Genomic DNA, 21,475 nt, shown 5'->3' with positions numbered 1-21,475 from the left:
GTGCTGCTTTCTCAGAGAAGACTGACGGGGTTACTCGGGCCTGGCCGCGAGAAGTTTGTGCATGAGACGCTTCGCCTCGCGGAGTTCCTCTGGGGAGAGGGCGCGCATGGCCTGGCCGATGTCGCGGCCATGCGCGCGCCCCACCTCGCGCTGTACGCGGGCTCCCTCGGTGCTGAGCTCAACGAGGACGGCGCGGCCGTCCTCCGGGTCGGGCTTGCGCACGAGCAGGCCTCGCGTGACCAGCCGATCCACCATGCGCGAGAGTGCGGGCTGGCTGAGGAGCACATCCTCCTGGAGATCGCAGAGCCGCATTGCCTCGCCTCGCTTGACGAGCGTGTAGAGCACATCGTACTCACGCATGCTCGCCTCGCTCCAGATCGGGCGGGCGCCGAAGTCGCCCGAGAGTCGCGCGTGCGCGGTCATGATCGACTCCCACACCTCGATGGCGAGCCGGATATCGGTTCTGTTCGTGCTCACGGGAAGCTCCTCTCGGACGACTGCGGTGGATGGATGTTAGAGGCCGAACGCGGCGCCTGCGGCCGCCGGGCTGTCCTGGTAGGGCGAGCCGCCGGTGACGTTGTCGCCGCGGTTCGGGTTCGGGCGGGGCTGCCGCACTTCACCATCACCGTACTTCGCCTTCACGAGGTCTGCGTGTGACGGCGACTCTGGCACCTCGGGGTCGCGCAGCTTGGCGAGCTCGGCGCGCAGCACCGGGAGCACCTCTGAGCCGAGCAGATCGAGCTGCTTGAGCACGGTGTCGGTCGGCAGGCCCGCGTGATCCACGAGGAACATCTGGCGCTGGTAGTCGCCGAACATGTCGCGGAACGAGAGGGTCTTATCGATGATCTCCTGCGGGCTGCCGACGCTCAGCGGCGTCTGGCTCGTGAAGTCTTCCATCGAGGGGCCGTGGCCGTAGACGGGCGCCTCGTTGAAGTAGGGGCGGAACTCGCGCGCCGCATCCTGCGAATTCTTCGCGACGTACGCCTGCCCGCCGAGGCCGACGATCGCCTGCTTCGCCTTGCCGTGCCCGTAGTGCTCGTAGCGCTGGCGGTAGAAGTTCACGAGGCGCAGCGAGTGTGCCGACGGGGCGAAGATGTGGTTCGAGAAGAAGCCGTCGCCGTGGAAGGCTGCTTGCTCGGCGATTTCGGGGGTGCGGATCGAGCCGTGCCAGACGAAGGGCGGCACGTCGTCGAGCGGGCGGGGCGTCGAGGTGAAGCCCTGCAGCGGGGTACGGAAGTTGCCCTCGTAGTCGACGACGTCCTCGCGCCACAGGCGGTGCAGCAGGTTGTAGTTTTCGAGCGCGAGCGGCAGTGCCGAGCGGATGTCCTTGCCGAACCACGGGTAGACGGGCGCGGTGTTGCCGCGGCCGAGCATGAGGTCCATGCGGCCGTCGGCGAGGTGCTGCAGCATCGCGTACTCTTCGGCGATGCGCACGGGGTCGTTCGTGGTGATGAGCGTCGTGCTCGTCGAGAGCTTCAACGTTTTCGTGAGCGCCGCGATGTGCGCGAGGAACGTCGTGGGACTCGAGGAGAAGAACGGGGGGTTGTGGTGCTCGCCGATGGCGAAGACGTCGAAGCCCACCTCCTCGGCGTGCGTTGCAATCTTGGCGAGGCCCTTGATGCGTGCGGCCTCGCTTGGGGTGTCTCCGCTCACGGGGTCGCGCGTGACGTCGGAGACGGAGAAGATCCCGAATTCCATTGTGTGCTCCTGGGGTTGTTGCGTGTGGTGCGGTCTGTGCGTGCTGTGCGCCGGCGCGAACCTTGGGCTGCGCCCCGATCCATACATTTATATGCGCTTGCATATAAATGTAACGGGAAAAGCTGAGAACTATTCCCGGGGTTTCGCGCGCGTTCGTAACACCCCGCGGTTGCGGCGCGCGGAGGGGTGGGGGTCCTGACCGGAAGGGGTGGATCAGGGCGGGGAGGGCCCCGCTAGAACACCATCGGGCGGTCGTACTCGTCCTCGAACGTGCCGCCGAGCAGGCTCGGATCGATGTCGACGACGACCGGGACGTGGTCGCTGGGGGCGTCGCCGCGTCGCTCGTCGCGGTGGATGCTCGCGCCCGTCACAGTGTCGGCAAACGCCTCGGACCCCAGGATGAAGTCGATGCGCATGCCCTCGTCCTTCTGGAAGCGGCCGGCCTTGTAATCCCAGAATGTGTAGCCCTCGGGAACGATGGGCCGCACGACGTCGGCGACGTGTGGTGCGAACGCCTCAAATGCGGCGCGCTCGGCGGGGGAGACGTGGGTGGAACGGCCGAGCACGAACGACGGGTCGCCCATGTCGGCGTCGAGCGGGGCGACGTTCCAGTCGCCCATGAGGGCGAGCGCGAGCTCGGGATCCTCGTCGAGCCACGCCTCCGTGTTGTTGCGGAGTGCGGCGAGCCAGTCGAGCTTGTATTCGAGGTGCGGATCCTCAAGCGAGCGACCATTGGGAACATACAGGCTCCAGAGTCGCAGGTCGCCGACGGTGACGCCGAGTGCGCGCGCCTCGAGCGGGAGGCCGTTCGGCCCCGTGCCCTGCACCTCTTCCTGGCCCTTGATGCGCTTGCCGAAGCCGGGCATGCCGTCGAAGCCGCGTGCGACGTCGGTCATCTCGTGGCGGCTGGCGAACGCGACCCCGTTCCACTGGTTCAGCCCATTGATCTCGAGATGGTAGCCCGCCTGCTCGAAGGCCTCAATGGGGAACTGGTCGGGGCGGCACTTGATTTCCTGCATGGCGAGGACATCAATATCCTCGCGCTGCAGCCAGTCGACGACGCGACCGAATCGAGTGCGGATCGAGTTCACGTTCCAGGTAGCGATGCGCATGTGACAAGCCTAGCTGGCGCGGCAGACACAGGCGGATCTGGCTCGGGATCCGCAGGGCCAGTGCCAGCTCTAGCTGCGCGCGGCGGCGAGGGCCTCGGCGTCGGCGCGGATCGTCTCGCGCCGGGTGTCGGGCGTGATGTGGCCAGTGAGTACGGTGTCGGCAACCCGGGAGAGGGTCCACCAGCCGACGACGAGCGTGATGACCGAGAGGAGGAGCTGCTCGGCGCCCTCGCGCGTAGTGTCTGGGAGAGCGGCGACGATGCCCGTTGCGATGCTCGCGCAGCTCAGCGAGCGGCAGTCGACGGCGACGGCCTCGGTGAGTTCGAGGCTTTCCCACGCGAGCAGCCTCGCGAGCTCGGGGCGCGACTCGAGCCGATCGAAGAGCGCGACGGCGTAGCCGCCGACGGCCTCCGGGCCGGTGCCCTCGACGGGGAGCTGCTCGAGGAGCTCGGCGAGCTGGTCGTCGAGTACAGCGGTAAAGAACCCGCTCTTCGAGCCGAAGTAGGAGTAGACCCGCTCCTTGTTGATGCCGGACTCTCGGCCGATGGCATCCATCGTCGTTCCCGCGAAGCCGTGGCGTGCGAAGAGCGTCGCTCCAGCGTCGAGGAGTTGCCGCTGTGTCTGCTCGGTATCCCAGGCCATGCGTCCATCGTAGCCCAATTCCAAACGAGCGTTTGTTTTTGGGTACCTGCGCGCAATATGCTCAACCCCAAACGATCGTTTGGAGAAACCATGATCCACATCCAGTCCACAACGCCGCCTGAAGCAGCTGCGGCGGCCACCGCGTGAGGGCCTTGATCCTCGGCGGCACCGGAGCGGTCGGGCTTGCCACCGGTGCGGCACTTGCAGCGCGGGGGCACGAGGTGCTGAAGGGGAGCCGCAGGGCCGCCGCCGAACCGGGCAGCGTGCAGCTCGATCTCACCACAGCCGCGGGGCGAGACCGCATGGTCGACACGGCCAGCGGCTGCGACGTGGTGATCAACGCGTCGGGCCGCGAGGACCTTGAGCTCGCGCGCGCCCTCGCCGTCGCCGGCACTCCCTACGTCGACACGTCCGCAGGCACGGCCTACCTCGATGGGCTGCGCCACCTCCCCGGCTCAGCGACACGGGTGGTCGGCGCCGGGATCGCCCCTGGCGTGAGCACGGTGCTCGCGGCGGCCCTCGACCCGCAACCCGGCGACGAGATCGACATTTCCGTGCTGCTTGGAACCGGCGAGGCACACGGCCCAGCCGCGGTTGCCTGGACAGCCGACCTCGCCGGCCGCTCCCTCCACCGGGCCCCGGAGGGCGAACCCATCGCGAACTACCGCGAGCGTCGCCGCATGGACGTCGACGGCCGCCCGCGCATGCACCTGCGCACGGACTTCCCCGACCACGTGCTGCTCGACGCGACAGGCGCAACGATCAGGACCTACCTCACCCTCGGTAGCCCGCTCGCGACCGCTGGCCTTGCCCTCGTCGGCGCGGTGCCAGCGCTCAGGGGAATTCTCGCGGCCGCGCCCCACTGGGGCGACGACAGGTGGCGGGTTGCCGCAACGAACAGGCGAACCAGCCGCATGCTCGAGGCCGCGGGCTTCGGGCAATCGCGGGCGACGGGCGAGTTCGCCGCGCTCGCCGCAGTCAGGGCGACCGAGCAGCCGACGCTCGGCGCGGTCACGATGGCGGATCTCTTCGGCGCCGACGTGCTCAGCGAGGCCGACTGCGTGACTGCGTGATCGGTCTTGGCCGCAGCCCTCACCCGGTTGAGCCGTTGGCGCCCGGCTCGCTGCGCACGTCGCCCTGCAGCTGAAGTGCCCGAAATGCGACGACAAGTTCGGCGGCTGCAGCTGGGTGCGAGAAGGTGCGACCGGTGAGTTCGGTGATGCGCTGCATACGGTAGAGCACCGTGTTGCGGTGGCAGTGCAGCAGCTTCGCGGACTTGGGGGTTGAGCCGCCGGCCTCGATCCACGCGCCGAGCGTTGCGAGCAGAGGCCCGGCGGCCGCGGGGCCGAGGGCGAGGATCCCGCCGAGCACCGAATCGGTGAGCTGCTGTGCGACGTCGGGGCCCGAAGAGATGGCGAGCTCAAGCGGTCTATCGCCATACCTGCTCAGGGTCTGGGCACCTGGCGGGAGGCAGCGCAGTGCGCGGCGGGCCTCGATCGCACCGGTCGGGGCTTCGGAGAGGCGTTCGAAGGGTGCGCTGGCCCCCGTGCGCGTAGTTGCACAGTCACCGATCTCCGTGAGAGCGAGCTCAAGGTCTTCTCGGGTTCTCGCTCCGACCATGCCCGTGTGCATACCGGCGTCTTGTGTCCAGGCGACCCGTGCGATGCGATGCGCCGATCCACAGTCGGGTTCTGGGTCTTCGCCGGAGCTTCCGAGCGCGGCAACGACCACGGCGTACCAGCCGGCGTCTGGTAGACCGAGCAGACGTTCCGTGTGCGCCGGATGCGCGGTTCCCGAGAGCAGCGCGAGCAGGTGTACGCGGCTCGACTGCCCCGTGCGCCGCTCCCGCGCATCGGTGACCTCTTTATAGGCCTCGACGGCCACCATTGAATAACGGTCGAGTACTTGCCACAGCGCAGCGACGGCGCCGAAGGCTGCATCGGTCTCCGATGTGCCGGCAGTGACCTCGCGGATCTCATCGAGAATTGCGAGCCCCGCCAGTCGGTATGCGTGGAGAAGGCTGGCCATCGAGACCTCGCTCTCGGCCTTGGTGCGGCCCGCCCAGCGTGCCGGCTCCGCCTCCTCGGCACCGCCGCAGAGTTCGGACAACAGCGCAGTGACGTTCGCCGCAACGATCTCCGGCAGCTCCAAGCTCACACGATGCTCGCGGTAGGCAGGGTCGTTGGCGACGATCTCGTCGACGACGCGTGTGACGAGAAGGTCGCGGCGCGCGGATATTTGCAGCAGAAACCACGGGGTATCGACCGCTTGCGTTGACGGCTGGGTGGGCGACTCCATTGTGACCATGCGCCGATTCTAGCCCGCGCTGATCTGCGAATTTGTGAGCCTGCACAGTGAAAGCGTTGAATCCTTGAGCACTCGCCTCTAGCGAAGGGCCTGGGGTGCGGGCCAGACTGTGCAGGAACACAGGTGGCGTCCGGCGGAGGAGCAGCTCAACGAGCGGGCAGGTCGTGGGTACGACGCTGTCAGAGGTGAGCGGTTGCTCCGCCGACGGCTATTCCAGCGAGCGCCCCGCGCGTGCTGGCCTGCGTGAACTGTAATTCAAAGGAGAAAGACGCATGTTCCCGAGCCACTACCCAGACGTCGAGATCCCGAATCTCACAATCTTCGACTACCTGTTTGGCAGCCTCGCGCCCGAGGATCTCGACCGCGTGGCGCTCATCAACCCGGCGACAGGCGTCGAGACGTCGTACGGGAAGCTCCGTGACGACATCGAGGCGTTCGCCGGTGCGCTCGCAGCACGCGGCGTTGGGCCCGGCTCGGTCGTTGGGCTCCTCAGCCCGAACATCCCCGAGTTCGCGACAGTGTTCCACGGGGCGCTGCGGGCGGGCGCGACCGTGACGACGCTCAACGCGCTGTACACGGCGGGTGAGATCGAGAAGCAGCTCGTCGACGCGAAGGCGACGTGGCTGTTCACGATCTCGCCGCTGCTCCCGCAGGCGACCGCCGGTGCCGAGGGCGCGGGGATCGGCACGGACAAGCTCGTCGTGATCGATGGCGCGGAGGGGCACACGAGCCTCGGCGAGCTGCTCGGCGCGGGCGAGGCGGCACCGACGCTCGAGATCGACCCGGCCGAGACGATCGCGGTGTTCCCGTACTCATCGGGCACGACGGGCGTGCCGAAGGGCGTGATGCTCACGCACCGCAACCTCGTCGCAAACGTGGCGCAGAGCCGGCACGTGATGGACCTCACGCGTGACGACCGCGTGCTCGCCGTGCTGCCGTTCTTCCACATCTATGGAATGACGGTGCTGCTGAACATCGCACTGCACACCCGCGCATCGCTCGTGACGATGCCGAGGTTTGACCTCGTCCAGTTCCTCGAGTACATCCAGACCTACGCGTGCACGTACGTGTTCGTCGCCCCGCCGATCATGGTCGCGCTCTCCAAGCACCCTGTCGTGGATCAGTACGACATCTCGAGCGTCCGCACGCTGCTCTCGGGGGCCGCGCCGCTCGACGGGGCGACCGCGGAACGCGCGGCGAAGCGACTCGGCACGCAGGTGCTGCAGGGCTTCGGCATGAGCGAGCTGTCGCCCGTGTCGCACATGATTCCGGCAGGCCGCGACGATATTCCGCGCTCCTCGATCGGGCTGTCGCTTCCGAATATCACGTGCAGGCTCGTTGACCTGGAGACCGGCGAGGAGATCACCGAGTACGACGAGCAGGGGCTCATCCGCCCGGGTGAGCTGTGGCTCAAGGGGCCGAACGTGATGGTCGGCTACCTCGGGCGACCGGACGCGACGGCCGAGACCTTCACCGAGGACGGCTACCTGCGCACGGGCGACATCGCGGTGCGCTCGGAGGAGGGCTGGTACTCGATCGTGGATCGCGCGAAGGAGCTCATCAAGTACAAGGGCTACCAGATCGCGCCGGCGGAGCTTGAGGCGCTGCTGCTCACCCATCCGGAGATCGCGGACGCCGCCGTGATCGGGGTGCTGATCGAGGACGGCGAGGAGGTTCCGAAGGCGTTCGCGGTGCGCGCCGCGGGCAGCGAGCTCTCCGCGGACGATCTCATGGCCTTCGTCGCGGAGCGCGTCGCGCCCTACAAGAAGGTGCGGCAGGTCGAGTTCACGGATGTGATCCCGAAGTCGAGCGCTGGCAAGATCCTCCGCAAGGATCTTCGCGCCCGCGAGCGGGAGCGGGCCGCAGCGGCCGGGCGCTAGCTGGAGCTCAGAGCCGGCTGGGCAGTCCCGGAGCGCTTAGCCGGCTCATCCCAATACGAGGGATACGTTGCGCTCATTCCGGCTGCCCTAACCACCCCGGAGAGCACGAGCACCACGGCTGCGAGCCCGGCGCACACGACGAGGCCCAGTTGGGCTTCGGTCGGGGTTGCCCCGATGGCGGCCATCGACGGAACGAAGAAGAGGCGGCCGCTCACTGTCCTGAGGGCAACGAGTGCCGTGAGAGCGGCGGTCGAGGTAAGCGTCGCTGCAAGTGCTGCGCGCAGGGGTGGACGCGCGGGGCCTTGGGCGGCGGGATCAGCCGCTTCATGATGCTCCTGGGATCCTCCAGAAACAACGTTCTCGTCTGGTCTGCTGGCGTAGAGAATGATCGTTCTCATCGCAGGTGCGGGCCGCGGCTGCGGTGCTCCTGAGCACCTAGGCTGCTCTCCGGGTCGGGTGTCACGTCCAGATCGCGTAGCGCGATGTGGATCGCCCAACCTGTGAGTTTCGGACCCGGCACGGAACCACCCGCCGCGCGACAGCGGTACTGTGTTTGGTGAGGATTTTTGGGTCGGGCCACTCTCTGCTGCTGACGAGCCGGTCCGCCCCTACGCAGGAGGACGAAAGCGCGCATGGAGACAGAGAAGAACCTGCGTCGAGCCAGGCGTATGTCTCCGCGTGTGAGGCGACAGGCTTTCGTCGGAAACACGCTCGAGCGCGCGAAACAGCAGAACGGCATGCTGCTCGTTGTCGATGGCGACGCGGGCATGGGTAAGACCGTACTGCTCCGGGAGCTCGTGAGCGCTGCGGTGGCGGACGACGACTGGCAGGCGACCTTCGCAAGAGCCGACGAGATTGAGCGCAACGAGCCATACAGCTTCATGGAGCGCTTCATCGCAAGCGGGCCGGTATCCGACTGGCATTTTGTGCCAGATTCGCACACCAACCCTGTCGAACTCGCCCGTGAGTGTGTGCAGCGCCTCCTCGCCGAGGGCGATGGGCACAGCGGCGGCCGTGTGCTCGTGATTGATGACGCTCATTGGGTCGATGCGGAGTCCGAGAGGGTGCTGCGCTACATGATCCCCCGCCTCATTCGCAGAGGCACGCTGCTCGTGTTCGGCGTGCGGAGCCCGAACCTTCCTGGCTCCTTCGGGGAGTTTCTTACGGGCCTCGCGATCGACAGCCCCCTCGACGTGTCGCACCACCTCGACCCGCTCACGGCACCCGAGATCTCCGCGCTCACGCTGGAACTCCACGGTGTTGGCATTTCCGACCGGTCCGCCAGACGCATCCTCGAAGCCACCGGCGGCACATTTCTTGGCGTCGACAGCGTGCTCTCATCGATCTCGGAACGCGAGATCGCGCGCCAGCACCTCACCTGGGATACGACGATTCACGTCACCATGGAGAGCGACAGCCCGCTGCTCCACCGGTTCGCGCAGCTGAGCCCCGGAGCGCAGGTCACCAGTGAGCTCGTCTGCCTCGCGGGGCACGAGCTGCCGCGGGCGAGCCTGCGCGAAGCTTCCGAGATGCTCGGATCGGAGTTGTCACTCGAGGAGGCCCTCACCGCCCAAGTGCTCGTCGAATCGGGGTACGGCGACACGATTATGCCCCGCCACGCGCTGCTCGCGGAGGCGATCGCGGACACCGTGCCGACCGAGCGGGCGAAACCGATGCACCTGGCGCTCGCCGCGGTGACGAGCGGGCACCGTTCGCTGCTCCACCTCATCCGCGGAGCGGACCACTGGGAAGCTGCGCTGCACGCAGCAGTCGACACCTATGTTGACGCCGCAGTCGATCAGGGCCGCCTCGCGAACGCTGCTGAAATCCTGCGCGAGGCCCTCGCGCTCGCCACCACCTCGGACGCACGCACCCGGCTCATCGAAGACCTGCTTCTCGTGCACATGCAGGCGAAGACGAGCTACTTCGCCCTCGATCTGCTCGCCGAGGTTGAGGGGCTCCCGCTGAGCATTTTGCACGAAGTGCTCGGGATCGTGCTCGCTGCGCACGAGGTCGGGCGAGAACTCCCCGCCGCCCGGGTACAGCAGCTCCTCGCAATGCAACCGGCGACGGCCGACGAGCGGGTCGTGCTCGCCTACTTCGCGTTCATGGTCGTGATCCTGACGATGCGCAGCTCAGAGCACGACGAGCTGCCGCAATTCATCGCACTCGCACAGATGCTTGTCGCGCGCATGCCCGACGACCCGGCCGAGCTCTCGAACCCCCGCATCGGCTGGATGCTCGACAAGACCGGCCAACTGCTGCTGCTCGATTGCTATCAGATGGTGCACAACCAGGCACACGCCGACTCCGCCGCGGTGCGGCAGGCACTGCCCGGTCTCATCGAGCGGGCCGAGGGGCTCGCGGACAGCGCCTCAAAGGTTGATGCGTTCGTCGCCATCGCTGGGGCCGAAGTCTCGATCGGTGCGCTCGACACCGCGCGTGATCGCGCGCAGCGGTCCGTTGACCTGCTCGAACACGTCAGTCTGCCCTGGGCCGCGGGTACGGCTCGCATCATTCTCCTGAACTGCATGATGCTGCAGGGCGACTACGACGCTGCCATCGAGTTCATGGATCTCACCGAGGAGCTCGCCTACATCACGATGGATGTCGAGGCGCGGCTGAGCATGTCCGCACTGCGCGTGTGGGTATCCGCGATCACCAACGAGAATGATGCGAGCGCGCACGTTGAGCAGGCGCGACGCCAGCGTGAGATGAACTGGGAGGGCTACGAGCCCGACCTCACACTCATTGCCGACTGCGAGGCCTCGCGGGCTCGCGGCGACGACGAGGGAGTGCTCGCGGCGAGTTCGGGGCAGTGGGCGGATCGGGTTCGCAACACCCGACACGGGTTCCTCACCTATCGCGCCGAGGCACTGATCCACACGAGCAAGCTCGACGAGGCGAAAGAACTCGTCGACCAGCTCGCCGAGTGGCGAGGCACGCGCTGGCTCGAATACTGGGGCACGCTCGACTGGCTGCAGGCCCGGCTCGCTGAGGCCCAGGGCGACACTCAGGTAGCGATGTGGCACTACGAGGCCGCGGTGCGGAACCGGGCGTTCCCGCTCGCGCTCGGCCTCGCACTCACGGACTACGGAAACCTCCTGCTGCAGGCGGGGCGGCGCACCCAGGCCGCCGAGCGGCTCGACGAGGCCGTGCGCGAATTTGAGCGGATCGGAGCCGACGGATACCTCCCTCGTGCACGCACACTGCTCCAGCAGACTGCCGAAGCACACGGTGGATCGGGCGCGGCCCTGCTCGGGAGCCTCACCGAACGCGAGCGGCAGATCGTCGCGCAGCTCGTGAAGGGGCGCTCGAACAATCAGATCGCCGAGTCGTTCGTCGTGTCGGTCGCGACGGTGCGTTCGCACGTTTCAAACGTGCTGCGCAAGCTCAGGCTCTCCTCCCGCGGCGAGGTCGTCAGGCTTATGCGGGAGGCGGCGGATCCGCAGGTCTAGCCGCGCTCAGCCGCGCTCGCTCAGCAGATCGTGCAGCTTCTCGAGGAGATCCGCCCGGCTTGACGCGCCGATCCGCGTGCGGATGCGTGCGATGTGGTGTTCGACAGTCTTCGGCGAGATGAATAGCTGCTCGCCGATCGCGCGGTAGCCCTGCCCCTCGAGCACGAGACTCGCGACCTCAACCTCGCGCGCAGTGAGCACCGAGGGCGACGTAGCGGGTCGTCCCTCGCTGCCACCCTGCTCCTTGATGATCTCGCGGGCGAGCTGCATCATCGAGAGCGCGCTCTCGCGCTCGGGGTGCTGCAGCGCGGCCTGCCCCGCGAGCCGCGATGCCTCCCAGGTGTGCCCGCTGCCAGCGAGGGCGCGGGCACTCGCTGCCACGGAGTCGAAATCGACCTCCCCCCTAAGCACGTCGAGCCAGGTGCCCCCAGCCACCGCAAGTGTCGCCGCGTAGCGGCTGGCTTCGCCCGCACGTACGAGCGCGTTCGCGTAGGGGATGAGCGCGGCGGGGTCCTCAGCCTGAAACGCTGCCTGTACGCCGTGCCAGTGCAGCGGCGTCGACCACACGACCGGCTCGCCCATCGTCGCGAGCAGTTCGGTCGCCGCCTGCAGCATGCGGGCGATGTGCGCGGAATCCCTGAGCCTTGCGGCGAGCACCAGCATTTCCCCGAACGGGAGCAGGTCGTACAGGGTGATCTGCAGCCCGAAACTGTGTCTGCGAATCTCTCGCCAGGCCTCCCGCATCGCTGGCAGATCGCTGCGCCGTCGCGCAAGCCCGCCGCGCAGGCACCAGTAGAGCAGGAGGTCACGGTCGCACAGCTCGCGGGGATCTTGGAGCTCGGCGATCCTGCGTTCTGCCGTATCGAGCCCGCCGCGCATCATGAGCCCCCAGGCGATGAGCAGCAGGTGCCTGCGGCGACCTGGCTCACCGCCGAGCTCAAGGCGCAGGGCGCGCTCGAGCACGATCTCGGCGGCGGCAGGCTCCCCGCGACCGAACGCGACGATGGCCGCGATCGCGGCCGGGGTCTCCGGCAGCAGCACCTCGTCGCCGAGGGACGCAAGCGTTGACACTGACCCGGCGAGGAGCTCGAGTGCGCGGTCCCCAAAGCCCTCAGTGCTCGCGATCAGGCCATCAGCGAAATCGGTGAGTCCCGCAGCCCTGTTCGTGAGGCCGTTCTGCGCCATCGCCTCACGCCACTGTCGGGCCGCGGGAAGGTCGCCGCGGCCGATGGCTGCGACTACGGCCCAGGCTGCGTCGACTCCGATCCGCTCCTCGCCGACGTGGCGATACAGCGCGAGCGCGCGCTCGAGGCGGTTGCTCTGAATATGGGCGGCGGCAGCGAGGAGAGCTGCGCTGGTTTGGGTCGCGGTATCCGAAGACGGAGAGTCGAGGAGCTTCTCAGTGAGTGCGAGCACCTCGTCTGGCCGGCTCCGAGCGGCCGCATCAGCTGCGCGGCGCAGCATGAGCGTGTCGTCGCTCTCGCCACGAGCACGCGCGACCATCCCGAGTGCTGCGGCGAGGCCGGCCTCGTCGGGGTGCGTGCTGGTCGCGCGGATGAGCAGGTCAATGAGCGCCTCCGCTGCGCACCCGGACTCAGCGAGGGCGATGAGCGTTGTCGGGCGAACGGCCACACCGGTCCTGAGCTCCGCAAGCACCTGCTCCTGCACCTCGCGCAGCTCCGTGCCCGCAGACTCTGCGACCAGGCGGGCCGCCGCCGAGGTGCGCAGCACGCCGTCGTACAGGTGCACCGAGCCCTCCTGCATGAGCGCGGTCAGGTCCTCGTGGATCGCCTGCTGCGGCCGTGAGATGCGGGTCGAGAGTTCGCCCGCGTCGTACGGGCAGCTCACCGCGATGTGCAGGAGCAGCGTGCGGAACTCGCGTTCGCGATCCACCGCGGTCGTGTCCGTGCCCCCCGCGCTCATCGCTGCACCAGCGCACTGGCCCTTGTCGGAATCCCCGAGCCAGGAGGCGCTTCCGCGCCGTGAGCGCTGTGCGGCGGTCGCAGTTTGTGCCACCAGCTCCGCAGCCCCGAGGGTCGCCGTCGAGGGCCGGGGCGCAGCGAGATTGCACCCCTTGCTGCGGTGAGGCGCAGATCATCTGGGACGTGGACCGCGAGCCCGAGGTCAGCTGAGAGCCGTTGGCTGATCACTGGCATGACGGCGAGCCCACCGGTGAGGAGCACCGCACCGATCTCCTCATCGGACTGCTCGATCGCGGTGCGCAGCATCCGCAGTATTGTCTCGAGCCACGGATCGGCGAGTTCGTCGAGTTCGCTGCGCACGAGCAGGAGCTTCCGCTCCGCCCCCGGCAATCTGGGCTGAACCGAGGCCATGGCGCTGCGAGAGAGCGTCTCGCGCAAGTTACGGCACTGCTCGAGCGCCTCGCGGGCGGCCCGAAGCGTCTCGGGACTCGTCACGTCGATCTCATCCCCGAGATCAGTGAGCCCCCGCACGAGGTGTTGCAGCACGGCGGCATCGAGGTGCTCACCACCCTCACTACTCACCAGCCGCGGGCTTGGCACGGCGCGCGGGCGTGTCGCGCAATCGCGCACGACGACCAGGCTCGTGAGCCGGCTGCGCAGGCTCACGACGGCCACGGTGTCGGGAAGGGGTTCGATGCTCGCCTGATAACCAGCGACCGCGGCCTCGGCATCGTTTACGAGGTCCGCGTAGACGCCGAGCCCAGCGAGGGCGTTCGCGAGCTCAGCCACGACCTGCGGTGGCCACCACCCAGGCACCGCGAGTGCGACCGGTTCGGTGACCCCGCGACCTCGAATTGCCTCTGCGACCATCGACGCGTACAGCCCGACTGATTCGATGACCTCGCTTGTGCCGTCGACCACGCGTACATACGGAACCCCGTCGGCGATGCGCTGCAGCAAATCCGCTGGGGCTCCGGCGGGATCGAAGTCGACGCGCTCCCCGGAGCTGAACTCGAGCCCAGTCGCGCCGGCTTCGATGCCGACGATTCCGGCACCGGTCGCTCCCGCACTGATGGTCATTGATTCCCCGCTGTCTTCTGTACCGTGATCACACCGCAACCACGGGAATTTCCTTCCCCACCCTACTCCGGAGTTCATAGGGGAGATCGCCGATACCCGACGCCAAATCCCCTAATCCATCCCCTAATCGCCCCCGGCCGAAGGGCACCTCTGGAAACGGCAACTAGGGCACGCATCAGGGGGATCCGCCCCGTCGCATGGGGGTGGGCCTGGAACTTACGGTGAATGTAACGCTCGTCGACCCTCGGTGAGCTGTGTCTCTAGGAGCTATTCATGGCTGTAACCTCGACGGAGCTTCTCCGTTTCATTCTGAGTCTGCTCGGCGATCCGACGAAGGCCGAAGACTTCATGGCGGATCCCTCCGCAGTGATGGCATCCGCTGGCCTCGGCGGCGTCTCTTGCGCAGACGTCGACGCCATCACCCCCGTTATCGCGAACGCAGCGGGCGGAGCGGTCGCCATTGCTGGTGGTGGCGCGACGCCAGCCGAAATGGTGCAGCACATCGTGAAGAACGTGGCTGTCTCGAACTTCGACAACAGTGGCGTCATTCAGAACATCTGGAGCGACGGCGATGTGCAGCAGGCCTTCGCGGGCAAGGGTGGCCTCGCACTCGGTGGCGACCTGGTGACTGACGACCCTATTATCACCGGTGACGGGAACATCGTCGCAACCGACACCGCGCAGGCTTCGGGCCGCGACACGATCCAGAACCAGGGCGACGGTAACCTCGCGCTCGGTGGCCCCCAGACCATCGCGCAGGACGACGGCGTCATCGCCGGCGGCGACGCGATCGCCCAGGGCGACAAGGTCGGCGGCAACAACAACAAGGCTGAGAACACCGGCAACGATAACTCTGTGCACGTCGGCGGGAATCAGAACAACGCCGAGAACAGCGGCAACACGACCACGCAGGATCAGTCCGTGAGCGTTGGTGGAAACCAGAACAACGCCGGGAACACCGGCAACACGACCACCCACGATCAGTCGATCACCGTCAGCGATGTGTCTGTCGATCTCTCGGACAACTCTGACAACTCTGATCACTCGGACAATTCGACGACCGTAGGTGGAAACCAGCACAACGCTGAGAACACCGGGAACGACAACTCGGACCACTCTGACAACTCGGACGACCACTCGACCTCTGTCGGGGGCAACCAGAACAGTGCCGAGAACACGGGGAATGACAACTCGGACCACTCTGACAACTCGGATCAGTCGGACAACTCGGATCACTCGGAGAACTCGGATCACTCGGACAACTCGGATCATTCTGACAACTCCGACGATCACTCGACCACTGTCGGGGGTAACCAGAACAATGCTGAGAACACGGGGAATGACAATTCCGACAACTCGGATAACTCCGATCATTCGGATAACTCTGACAACTCCGACAATTCGGACCACTCCGACAACTCTGATCACTCCGACAACTCTGATCACTCCGACAACTCGGAGAGCTCCGACAGCTCGACGATCGTGGGTGGGAACCAGAACAGTGCCGAGAACACCGGGAACGACAACTCGGTCGACTTCTCGGAAGACCACTCAGTGGGCGGCGACTACTGGGAAGACGGTTCAAACGTCGGTGGCATTGGTAACGAAGTGACTGACAACCGCCACTCGGGCAACACTGTTGACTCCGGCAACACCGTCACGCTCACCGAGACCAACGACCAGTCGATCAACGTTGGCTCCGTCGCGGTAGACCTGTCAAACAACTCAGACAACTCAACCGTTGATGATCATTCAGTGACTTCGGGTGACGTAACCGACGATCATTCCGTGACCTCCGGTGACGTCATTGACGATCATTCTGTGAACTCGGGTGATGTTATCGACGATCACTCATCGATCGTTGGCGATGCTACGAGTTACGACGATCATTCTGTGAACTCCGGTGATGTCATCGACGATCACTCTTCGGTCGTGGGCGATGTCTCGGTGCCGCAGGCACCGGCCGTCGAGGACACCGTGACCGAGGGGCCGGCAGAGGAGATTTCCGGCTACAGCTACACGTACGACGACCACTCGTACGGTTATGGCGACTCCTACGGTGCCGCTGACGTCGCCGCGGAGACGGGCGGCACCGATGGGGCGGCCGACATCACTGTGATGTAGCCCGCGCGGCCACTGAAGCGCAGTGCCGGATGTGCCCTCCCCGCACATCCGGTACTGCGCTTCCGGCACCGCGTATCTTCCCGCACAGCCCCGAGAAATGAGGACCGCATGGCATCTCCCCACCCCGAGCCCGTAGCCCGGCAGCTCGAGATGATCGCCCGGCAGATGATCGACGTCGCCCAGCGCGCGAGCCGGCCCGATCTCGCTGAGCGGCTCGAGCAGGCGAGACAGGATCTCGGCAATGTGGGAGTGCGTGTCGTTGTCGTCGGCCAATTCAAACAGGGCAAGAGCGCCCTCGTGAACGCCCTCGTCTCGGCCCCCGTCTGCCCGGTTGATGATGTCATCGCTACCTCCGTACCCACGGTGGTTCGCTGGGGGGAGCAGGCCACTGCCGCGCTCGTGACGGAGCTCTCCGGTGAACAGCAGGCGATCCGCACCGCCATCGACCCGGGGGAGCTCCGCGCGCACGTCACCGAGCTCGCGGGTGACTCCGGGATCTTCGGTACCCTGCACGCCGACGTCGCGTTGCCGCGGCGCCTGCTCGCCGGTGGCCTGACACTCATCGACACACCCGGCTTCGGAAGGGCGCAGGTCCGCGCCTCCTCGAACCTCGCTCTCCTCCCGCAGGCCGATGCTCTCGTGATGGTGAGCGATGCAACGCAGGAGCTCACCGACCCCGAGCTCGTCTTCCTTGGGCAGGCATCCGAGCTCTGCTCGCGCCTCACCTTCGTCGTCAGCAAGAGCGACCTGCAACACGACTGGCGCAACATTGTCGCGGCCGATACCGAACACCTCGCCGCCGTGGGCATCGACGTCCCACTCCTCGTCACCTCGTCCCTCATGCACGAACTCGCTGTGCAACAGCGCGACAACGAGCTCATTGAGGAGGCCGGGATCCACACGCTCGCGAAACACCTGCACCGCGTGCACGCCGATGTGCTCGCTGAACGGCACCGCGCCATCGCCTCCGAGATCCACACCGTCGGCGAACTGCTCGCGATGGTGTTCAGCACGGAACTTGAGGTGATCGGTAACCCCGAAAATGGCGAGGAGATCATTCAGGACCTCAGGCAGGCCGAGGAGACGGCTGAACGCCTCACCCTGCATTCGGCACGTTGGCAGCAGACCCTCGCCGACGGTACGAGCGAGCTCATCGACGACATTGAGTTCGATCTTCGCGACCGGCTTCGCCAGGTCGGTCGAGAGGCCGAGCAGCTCATTGACTCGAGCGATCCCGGTCGTTCATGGGAGGACACGGGCACGTGGCTCGCCGAATCCGTCACGCAGGCAGTTTCTGACAACTTCGTGTGGGCGCACACGCGCAGCATGCACCTCGCCGACGTCGTCTCCAAGCACTTCGTGCTCGACGGCCGCTCGTCCGTGCCGGATCTCTCGCTCCCGAGCACAGAGCGTGCGCTGCGGGCGATCGGAGACCTCGACTACGTCCGCTCTGGTTCGCTCTCCGCCGGTCAAAAACTCATGATCGGGCTCAAGGGCTCGTACGGCGGCGTGCTCATGTTTGGGCTCATGACCACCCTTGCGGGCATGGCCCTCGTGAACCCGATCTCTGTCGTGGCCGGCCTCATTATGGGAGGGTTCGCGTACAAGCAGGACGCAAAGCAGCGTCTCGAACAGCGCCGAGCCGAGGCGAAGGTCGCGGTGCGCAAACTCATCGATGAGGCGATTTTCCAGGTGAGCAAGGAATCGCGTGACCGCCTGAACACGGTCAAGCGGGTGCTGCGCGATCACTTCGTCTCCGTCGCCGAGCACTTCAAACAGTCACTCGCCGAGTCGATCCGCTCTGCGAAGCGCAGCGCGGCCCTGCCCCCGAGCGAGCGCAGCGTGCGCGCGGCGGCCGTCGCCTCCGAACTGCGAGCCCTGCGTGCGCTCGGCGACCGGGCGATGGAGGTCGGTGCACCCTCACCCACCCGAGCGGCCGCGTCCGCGGGCCCCGTGACCGCAGTCCCCGTCACCGCAGCTTCAACGCCAGCGGCCCCAGATCCTGCGCTAGCCGCACCAACCCCCGAATCAGTACGGAGTGCACGATGACACAGCAGCGAGCGACCGCGCAGGAGCTGCTTGCCGCAGCCAAGCAGCTCTACCACCTCCACGCCGATGCGTACGAGCAGATTGAGGTGCTCGAGCGCCGCCTCGACGAGCCCCTGCGGGTGGCCCTTGTAGGCTCGGTGAAGGCGGGCAAGTCGACGCTGCTGAACGGACTGCTCGGTGAGCGGATCGCGCCGACAGATTCTCGCGAGTGCACACGCATTGTCACCTGGTACCACCACGGTGCGACACCGCGCGTGCGCGCGCACCTCACGAACGGGGAGAGCGCGGCGCTGCCCGCGAAACGGCAGCGCGAACGCCTCGAGCTCGACCTCGCGGGGCTGAGCTCTGATGATGTCGACCGTATTGACGTGACCTGGCCGGTGCCGGGCATCGGGCACATTACGCTTATCGACACCCCGGGCATTGCATCGGCCTCCCACGACGTGTCTCGCGAGACCGACAGGTTTCTCCTGCCGGACGAGGGCGCGGCGGGTGCGGACGCGGTGATCTACCTGCTGCGCTCGCTGCACGAGTCTGATGTGCAGTACATGCGGGCGCTCACGGAACGTACCCGACACGGCAACGCGACGATCGGGTCGATTGCGGTGCTGTCGCGCGCGGACGAGCTCGCGTCGGGGAGACTCACGGCGATGGTGTCGATCAACGAGAGCGCACAACGACTGCGGAACTCGCCGGAGCTCGAAGGCGTGTGCGAGACTGTCGTGCCCGTCGCCGGCCTCCTCGGAATGGGTGCCATGATGCTGCGTCAGGCTGACTTCGCCGCCTTCGCTGCGCTCGCCGCCGTGCCCTCCACCGAGACCGAACGGCTCTTCATTAGCGCCGAGCGTTTCATCACCTCCCTCGACCAGGGTCTCCCTGCGGAGCGCGTGCGCATCGACCTCGTCGACCGCTTTGGGATGTACGGGATCCGTCTCGCCATCGCACTGCTGCGCGGCGGCATCAAGGACGCACCAGAGCTCTCGGCGGAACTGCTGCGCCGCAGCGGCCTCGAAGAGCTGCGGCGAGTGATCGATGTGCACTTCACGCAACGGACGGCGGAGCTCAAGGCGCACTCGGTCATGCTGGCGCTGCACCAGCTGCTGCGTCAGCGCGCTGTTGCCGGCTCAGAAGAGTTGCTCATCGATGTGGATCAGCGCATGGCCGCCTCCCACACCTCCACGGAGATGCAGCTCGTCGGGCGCATCGCGAGCGGTCGCCTGTCGCTGTCTGACGAACGTGCGGCGGAGCTGGAGCGGCTCCTCGGTGGCCGGGGGAGCGATCCTGCCGTGCGGCTTGGGCTCATAGACGATCGGGTGCACGGGAAGTCAGGCGCGTCAGGCAGATACGGTGTGCTCGGCGGTGGCCGCCCGAGCACCGAACAGCTGCTCGACGAGGCAACGAAGCACCTCCTGCGCTGGCGCGAACTGCTCGACAACCCACTGCTCGATCGCGAGACAGCGAGGGCCTGCGCCGTCGCAGAACAGAGCTGCGAGCGCCTCATCCTCGCCCTGATGGGCCACAGTCGCCTCGCGGCTGCCTGAGCCTTGCGGCGGGCTGCCTGAGCCTTGTTAGGGGGCAGCGATCGGGAGTGAGCGGCGCGCATCGGGCTGGTGCAGCCACCGCGAGGCTCTCGGGGTGAAGGATAGGGTTGCGGCGACTAGCATGCTGAGCGCCGCCCCTCCTGCGAGCGCGAGGTCGAGGGTGTCGGCTCCGCGTACGAGTATCCCGACGGCAAGCACAGCGACAGTGAGCGCGACGAAGACCAGGTACGTCACCCGCGCCCCCGGTCGGCGGTGTGTCACCAGCGTTCGCATGCTCAGCGCCTGCAGCAGCGCGAGCACCAGGGAGAGCCCAGCGAGCGCCCCGAACAGCACCAGCACGGCCTTGTCGATATCCTCGGCTGAATACTCCGCCGAGAGGTCCTCGGGGAGCGCTTCGATGGGTGCGCTGCCGAGCGTCTCGAACTGCAGCGCGCCTACCAGCACCGCTGCGGCGACGAGCAGAACGTCGACGCACGCAAGCACCATGGCAACGACGAGCCTGCGCGGGCGTGCGATGCGTTCCTCGACGGGCAGACCCCAGGCGAATCCTGGGCGCTCAGGTATCCCCTCTCGCTCGGTCTCCCATGAGACGCGGGAGTCTGAGGAACTATCGTGCGGACTCATCCGGTCGCCTTCTCGATCATGAACTGTAGCTCTTCGGGGCCCGGCATCGACTCCCGGCCGTCTGTGCTCTTCACGATCGGTACGCCGTCGACCCAGACAGTCGGTGTGGACGAAACGCCCGCGTTGACTGCCGCGTTGAGCGCCTGCGCGACCCAGCCGTCGAACGTGCGTTCGGTGATGCAGCTCGCAGCGTCCGCGGCTCCGGCGGTCTCTGCGAACGCGGTGAGCTCAGCGTCATTCGGGCCGGTAGCGCCCGGCGCCGGCTGATGCTCAAACAGGAGGTCGTGCATCGTCACGAAGGCCGGTACCCCCGCGAGGTCAGCCACGCACACCGCGGCGTTTGCGGCGCGCTGCGAGTACTCGTCACCTGAAGCGCTGGCGAGAAAGGCGAATGGGCGGTACTCGAGGCTGATCGTGCCGTCGGCAACCTGTGAAGAGAGCAGTGTGTCGGCTTGCTCGTGGAAGAAGCCGCACGATGCGCACAGGAAGTCCTCGTAGAGCACGACGGGAACGAGACTCGCCTCAGCCGCCGTGCTGTCGGCGTCCGTATTCTCTGCGGTGAGCACGAACCCGTAGCTGTCGGTCGCATGCTGCGGCACCGCGACGTTGTCGGCCGAGCGTTCGGACGAGAGGAGTTGGAACCAGACAAGTGCGGCACAGGCTGCGATGACGAGCCCTGCGACGAGTGCTTTCACGCCGAGGCCCTTCTTGCCGCTGCCGCGCTGGTGTTCTTGTCTGATGCGGGCGGCGAGGGCTTTGCGGCTCTCGCCGGCATCGGTGCGGCCGGGTGCTGTGCTGCTCGCGGCCCCCTCGGCCGGCTCTCGGTCGAGCCGGGAGCCGGCCGGGCGGTTGGCCCGGTGCTCCGAAGTGAGGTTCATACGTTTAGGGTACCAATCTGGGCCAGGACATGCGGCCGCGGCGGGGTGGATCAGCCCCGGTCACAGTTCGCTTCTGAAGCGGGTTATAGGACAAAACGTGTGGATGGAATCCCGATCTAACCGCACCACCATGCGGTAAACCAAGGCACACTATGCTCCG

16 protein-coding genes are annotated in these 21,475 nt (G+C 66.8%); 6 read left to right on the top strand and 10 right to left on the bottom strand.

Annotation, left to right across the window (positions count from 1 at the left end; all coding sequences use genetic code 11):
- Window positions 1-30: 30 nt before the first annotated feature.
- From AUL38_RS06980 to AUL38_RS06965, 4 genes are all read right to left on the bottom strand, one after another.
- Entirely contained in the window at window positions 31-477 is a 447-nt protein-coding gene (locus AUL38_RS06980; protein ID WP_235590641.1) for a MarR family winged helix-turn-helix transcriptional regulator, read from the bottom strand.
- Between the two features lie 36 nt (window positions 478-513).
- Window positions 514-1,698, bottom strand: a complete 1,185-nt coding sequence (locus AUL38_RS06975; RefSeq protein ID WP_059060505.1) for a CE1758 family FMN-dependent luciferase-like monooxygenase — start codon at window positions 1,696-1,698, stop codon at window positions 514-516.
- Between the two features lie 233 nt (window positions 1,699-1,931).
- Window positions 1,932-2,810: an exodeoxyribonuclease III gene (locus AUL38_RS06970; RefSeq protein WP_059060503.1), complete on the bottom strand. Its 879-nt coding sequence runs from the start codon at window positions 2,808-2,810 to the stop codon at window positions 1,932-1,934.
- A 69-nt stretch (window positions 2,811-2,879) separates the two neighbouring features.
- Window positions 2,880-3,452: a TetR/AcrR family transcriptional regulator gene (locus AUL38_RS06965; RefSeq protein WP_059060498.1), complete on the bottom strand. Its 573-nt coding sequence runs from the start codon at window positions 3,450-3,452 to the stop codon at window positions 2,880-2,882.
- 143 nt (window positions 3,453-3,595) lie between these two features.
- Here AUL38_RS06965 and AUL38_RS06960 point away from each other — a divergent pair, with 143 nt between their 5' ends.
- Window positions 3,596-4,525, top strand: coding sequence for an NAD-dependent epimerase/dehydratase family protein (locus AUL38_RS06960; protein WP_059060496.1), 930 nt, complete (start codon window positions 3,596-3,598; stop codon window positions 4,523-4,525).
- 19 nt (window positions 4,526-4,544) lie between these two features.
- Here AUL38_RS06960 and AUL38_RS06955 read toward each other — a convergent pair whose 3' ends face one another.
- Window positions 4,545-5,759 (bottom strand): CdaR family transcriptional regulator, encoded by a 1,215-nt coding sequence (locus AUL38_RS06955; RefSeq protein ID WP_059060494.1) that lies wholly within the window; start codon window positions 5,757-5,759, stop codon window positions 4,545-4,547.
- Window positions 5,760-6,031: 272 nt separating this feature from the next.
- Here AUL38_RS06955 and AUL38_RS06950 point away from each other — a divergent pair, with 272 nt between their 5' ends.
- Window positions 6,032-7,639, top strand: coding sequence for an AMP-binding protein (locus AUL38_RS06950; protein ID WP_059060492.1), 1,608 nt, complete (start codon window positions 6,032-6,034; stop codon window positions 7,637-7,639).
- On the opposite strand, the gene AUL38_RS06945 is transcribed toward AUL38_RS06950, so the two are convergent.
- Entirely contained in the window at window positions 7,636-8,037 is a 402-nt protein-coding gene (locus AUL38_RS06945) for a hypothetical protein (protein WP_059060490.1), read from the bottom strand. The two genes, AUL38_RS06950 and AUL38_RS06945, sit on opposite strands and share 4 nt — an antisense overlap.
- 282 nt (window positions 8,038-8,319) lie before the next feature.
- On the opposite strand from AUL38_RS06945, the gene AUL38_RS06940 reads away from it, so the two are divergent.
- Window positions 8,320-11,097 (top strand): LuxR family transcriptional regulator, encoded by a 2,778-nt coding sequence (locus AUL38_RS06940; RefSeq protein ID WP_059060487.1) that lies wholly within the window; start codon window positions 8,320-8,322, stop codon window positions 11,095-11,097.
- Window positions 11,098-11,103: 6 nt separating this feature from the next.
- Here the strand turns inward: AUL38_RS06940 and AUL38_RS06935 are convergent, their stop codons facing one another.
- Together AUL38_RS06935 and AUL38_RS06930 are read right to left on the bottom strand one after the other, a co-directional pair.
- Window positions 11,104-13,020 carry a LuxR C-terminal-related transcriptional regulator gene (locus AUL38_RS06935; RefSeq protein ID WP_059060485.1) on the bottom strand — a complete coding sequence of 639 codons (1,917 nt, stop codon included), beginning with the start codon at window positions 13,018-13,020 and terminating at the stop codon, window positions 11,104-11,106.
- Window positions 13,017-14,099 carry an Hsp70 family protein gene (locus tag AUL38_RS06930; protein WP_059060483.1) on the bottom strand — a complete coding sequence of 361 codons (1,083 nt, stop codon included), beginning with the start codon at window positions 14,097-14,099 and terminating at the stop codon, window positions 13,017-13,019. The genes AUL38_RS06935 and AUL38_RS06930 overlap by 4 nt, the downstream gene beginning before the upstream one ends.
- Window positions 14,100-14,372: 273 nt before the next feature.
- Here AUL38_RS06930 and AUL38_RS06925 point away from each other — a divergent pair, with 273 nt between their 5' ends.
- The 3 genes from AUL38_RS06925 (at window position 14,373) to AUL38_RS06915 (ending at window position 19,813) form a co-directional block, all read left to right on the top strand.
- Entirely contained in the window at window positions 14,373-16,223 is a 1,851-nt protein-coding gene (locus AUL38_RS06925) for an IniB N-terminal domain-containing protein (RefSeq protein WP_059060481.1), read from the top strand.
- A 108-nt stretch (window positions 16,224-16,331) separates the two neighbouring features.
- The gene (locus tag AUL38_RS06920) at window positions 16,332-18,272 is read left to right on the top strand and encodes a dynamin family protein (RefSeq protein ID WP_059060479.1); all 1,941 of its coding nucleotides are present in this window, start codon (window positions 16,332-16,334) and stop codon (window positions 18,270-18,272) included.
- A complete protein-coding gene (locus AUL38_RS06915) occupies window positions 18,269-19,813 on the top strand; it encodes a dynamin family protein (RefSeq protein WP_059060476.1) in 1,545 nt (514 codons plus the stop codon). The genes AUL38_RS06920 and AUL38_RS06915 overlap by 4 nt, the downstream gene beginning before the upstream one ends.
- Window positions 19,814-19,840: 27 nt before the next feature.
- On the opposite strand, the gene AUL38_RS06910 is transcribed toward AUL38_RS06915, so the two are convergent.
- Window positions 19,841-20,437, bottom strand: coding sequence for a hypothetical protein (locus AUL38_RS06910; RefSeq protein ID WP_059060474.1), 597 nt, complete (start codon window positions 20,435-20,437; stop codon window positions 19,841-19,843).
- Window positions 20,434-21,315 carry a thioredoxin domain-containing protein gene (locus AUL38_RS06905; RefSeq protein ID WP_059060472.1) on the bottom strand — a complete coding sequence of 294 codons (882 nt, stop codon included), beginning with the start codon at window positions 21,313-21,315 and terminating at the stop codon, window positions 20,434-20,436. Before AUL38_RS06905 ends, AUL38_RS06910 begins: the two co-directional genes overlap by 4 nt.
- Window positions 21,316-21,475 lie beyond the last annotated feature (160 nt).

The sequence above is a fragment of the Leucobacter sp. G161 genome, from assembly GCF_001482305.1.
In the GTDB taxonomy this organism is placed as follows: Bacteria; Actinomycetota; Actinomycetes; order Actinomycetales; family Microbacteriaceae; genus Leucobacter.
Note: the sequence above shows the minus strand (reverse complement) of the source record. Positions and strands in the feature narration are given on the sequence as shown.

Excerpts from the sequence above, each read along its gene's own strand:
- AUL38_RS06975 (WP_059060505.1), bottom strand. The coding sequence starts at position 1,698 with ATGGAATTCGGGATCTTCTCCGTCTCCGACGTCACGCGCGACCCCGTG.
- AUL38_RS06970 (WP_059060503.1), bottom strand. The coding sequence starts at position 2,810 with ATGCGCATCGCTACCTGGAACGTGAACTCGATCCGCACTCGATTCGGT.
- AUL38_RS06965 (WP_059060498.1), bottom strand. The coding sequence starts at position 3,452 with ATGGCCTGGGATACCGAGCAGACACAGCGGCAACTCCTCGACGCTGGA.
- AUL38_RS06955 (WP_059060494.1), bottom strand. The coding sequence starts at position 5,759 with ATGGTCACAATGGAGTCGCCCACCCAGCCGTCAACGCAAGCGGTCGAT.
- AUL38_RS06950 (WP_059060492.1), top strand. The coding sequence starts at position 6,032 with ATGTTCCCGAGCCACTACCCAGACGTCGAGATCCCGAATCTCACAATC.
- AUL38_RS06945 (WP_059060490.1), bottom strand. The coding sequence starts at position 8,037 with ATGAGAACGATCATTCTCTACGCCAGCAGACCAGACGAGAACGTTGTT.
- AUL38_RS06935 (WP_059060485.1), bottom strand. The coding sequence starts at position 13,020 with ATGAGCGCGGGGGGCACGGACACGACCGCGGTGGATCGCGAACGCGAG.
- AUL38_RS06930 (WP_059060483.1), bottom strand. The coding sequence starts at position 14,099 with ATGACCATCAGTGCGGGAGCGACCGGTGCCGGAATCGTCGGCATCGAA.
- AUL38_RS06925 (WP_059060481.1), top strand. The coding sequence starts at position 14,373 with ATGGCTGTAACCTCGACGGAGCTTCTCCGTTTCATTCTGAGTCTGCTC.
- AUL38_RS06920 (WP_059060479.1), top strand. The coding sequence starts at position 16,332 with ATGGCATCTCCCCACCCCGAGCCCGTAGCCCGGCAGCTCGAGATGATC.
- AUL38_RS06915 (WP_059060476.1), top strand. The coding sequence starts at position 18,269 with ATGACACAGCAGCGAGCGACCGCGCAGGAGCTGCTTGCCGCAGCCAAG.
- AUL38_RS06910 (WP_059060474.1), bottom strand. The coding sequence starts at position 20,437 with ATGAGTCCGCACGATAGTTCCTCAGACTCCCGCGTCTCATGGGAGACC.
- AUL38_RS06905 (WP_059060472.1), bottom strand. The coding sequence starts at position 21,315 with ATGAACCTCACTTCGGAGCACCGGGCCAACCGCCCGGCCGGCTCCCGG.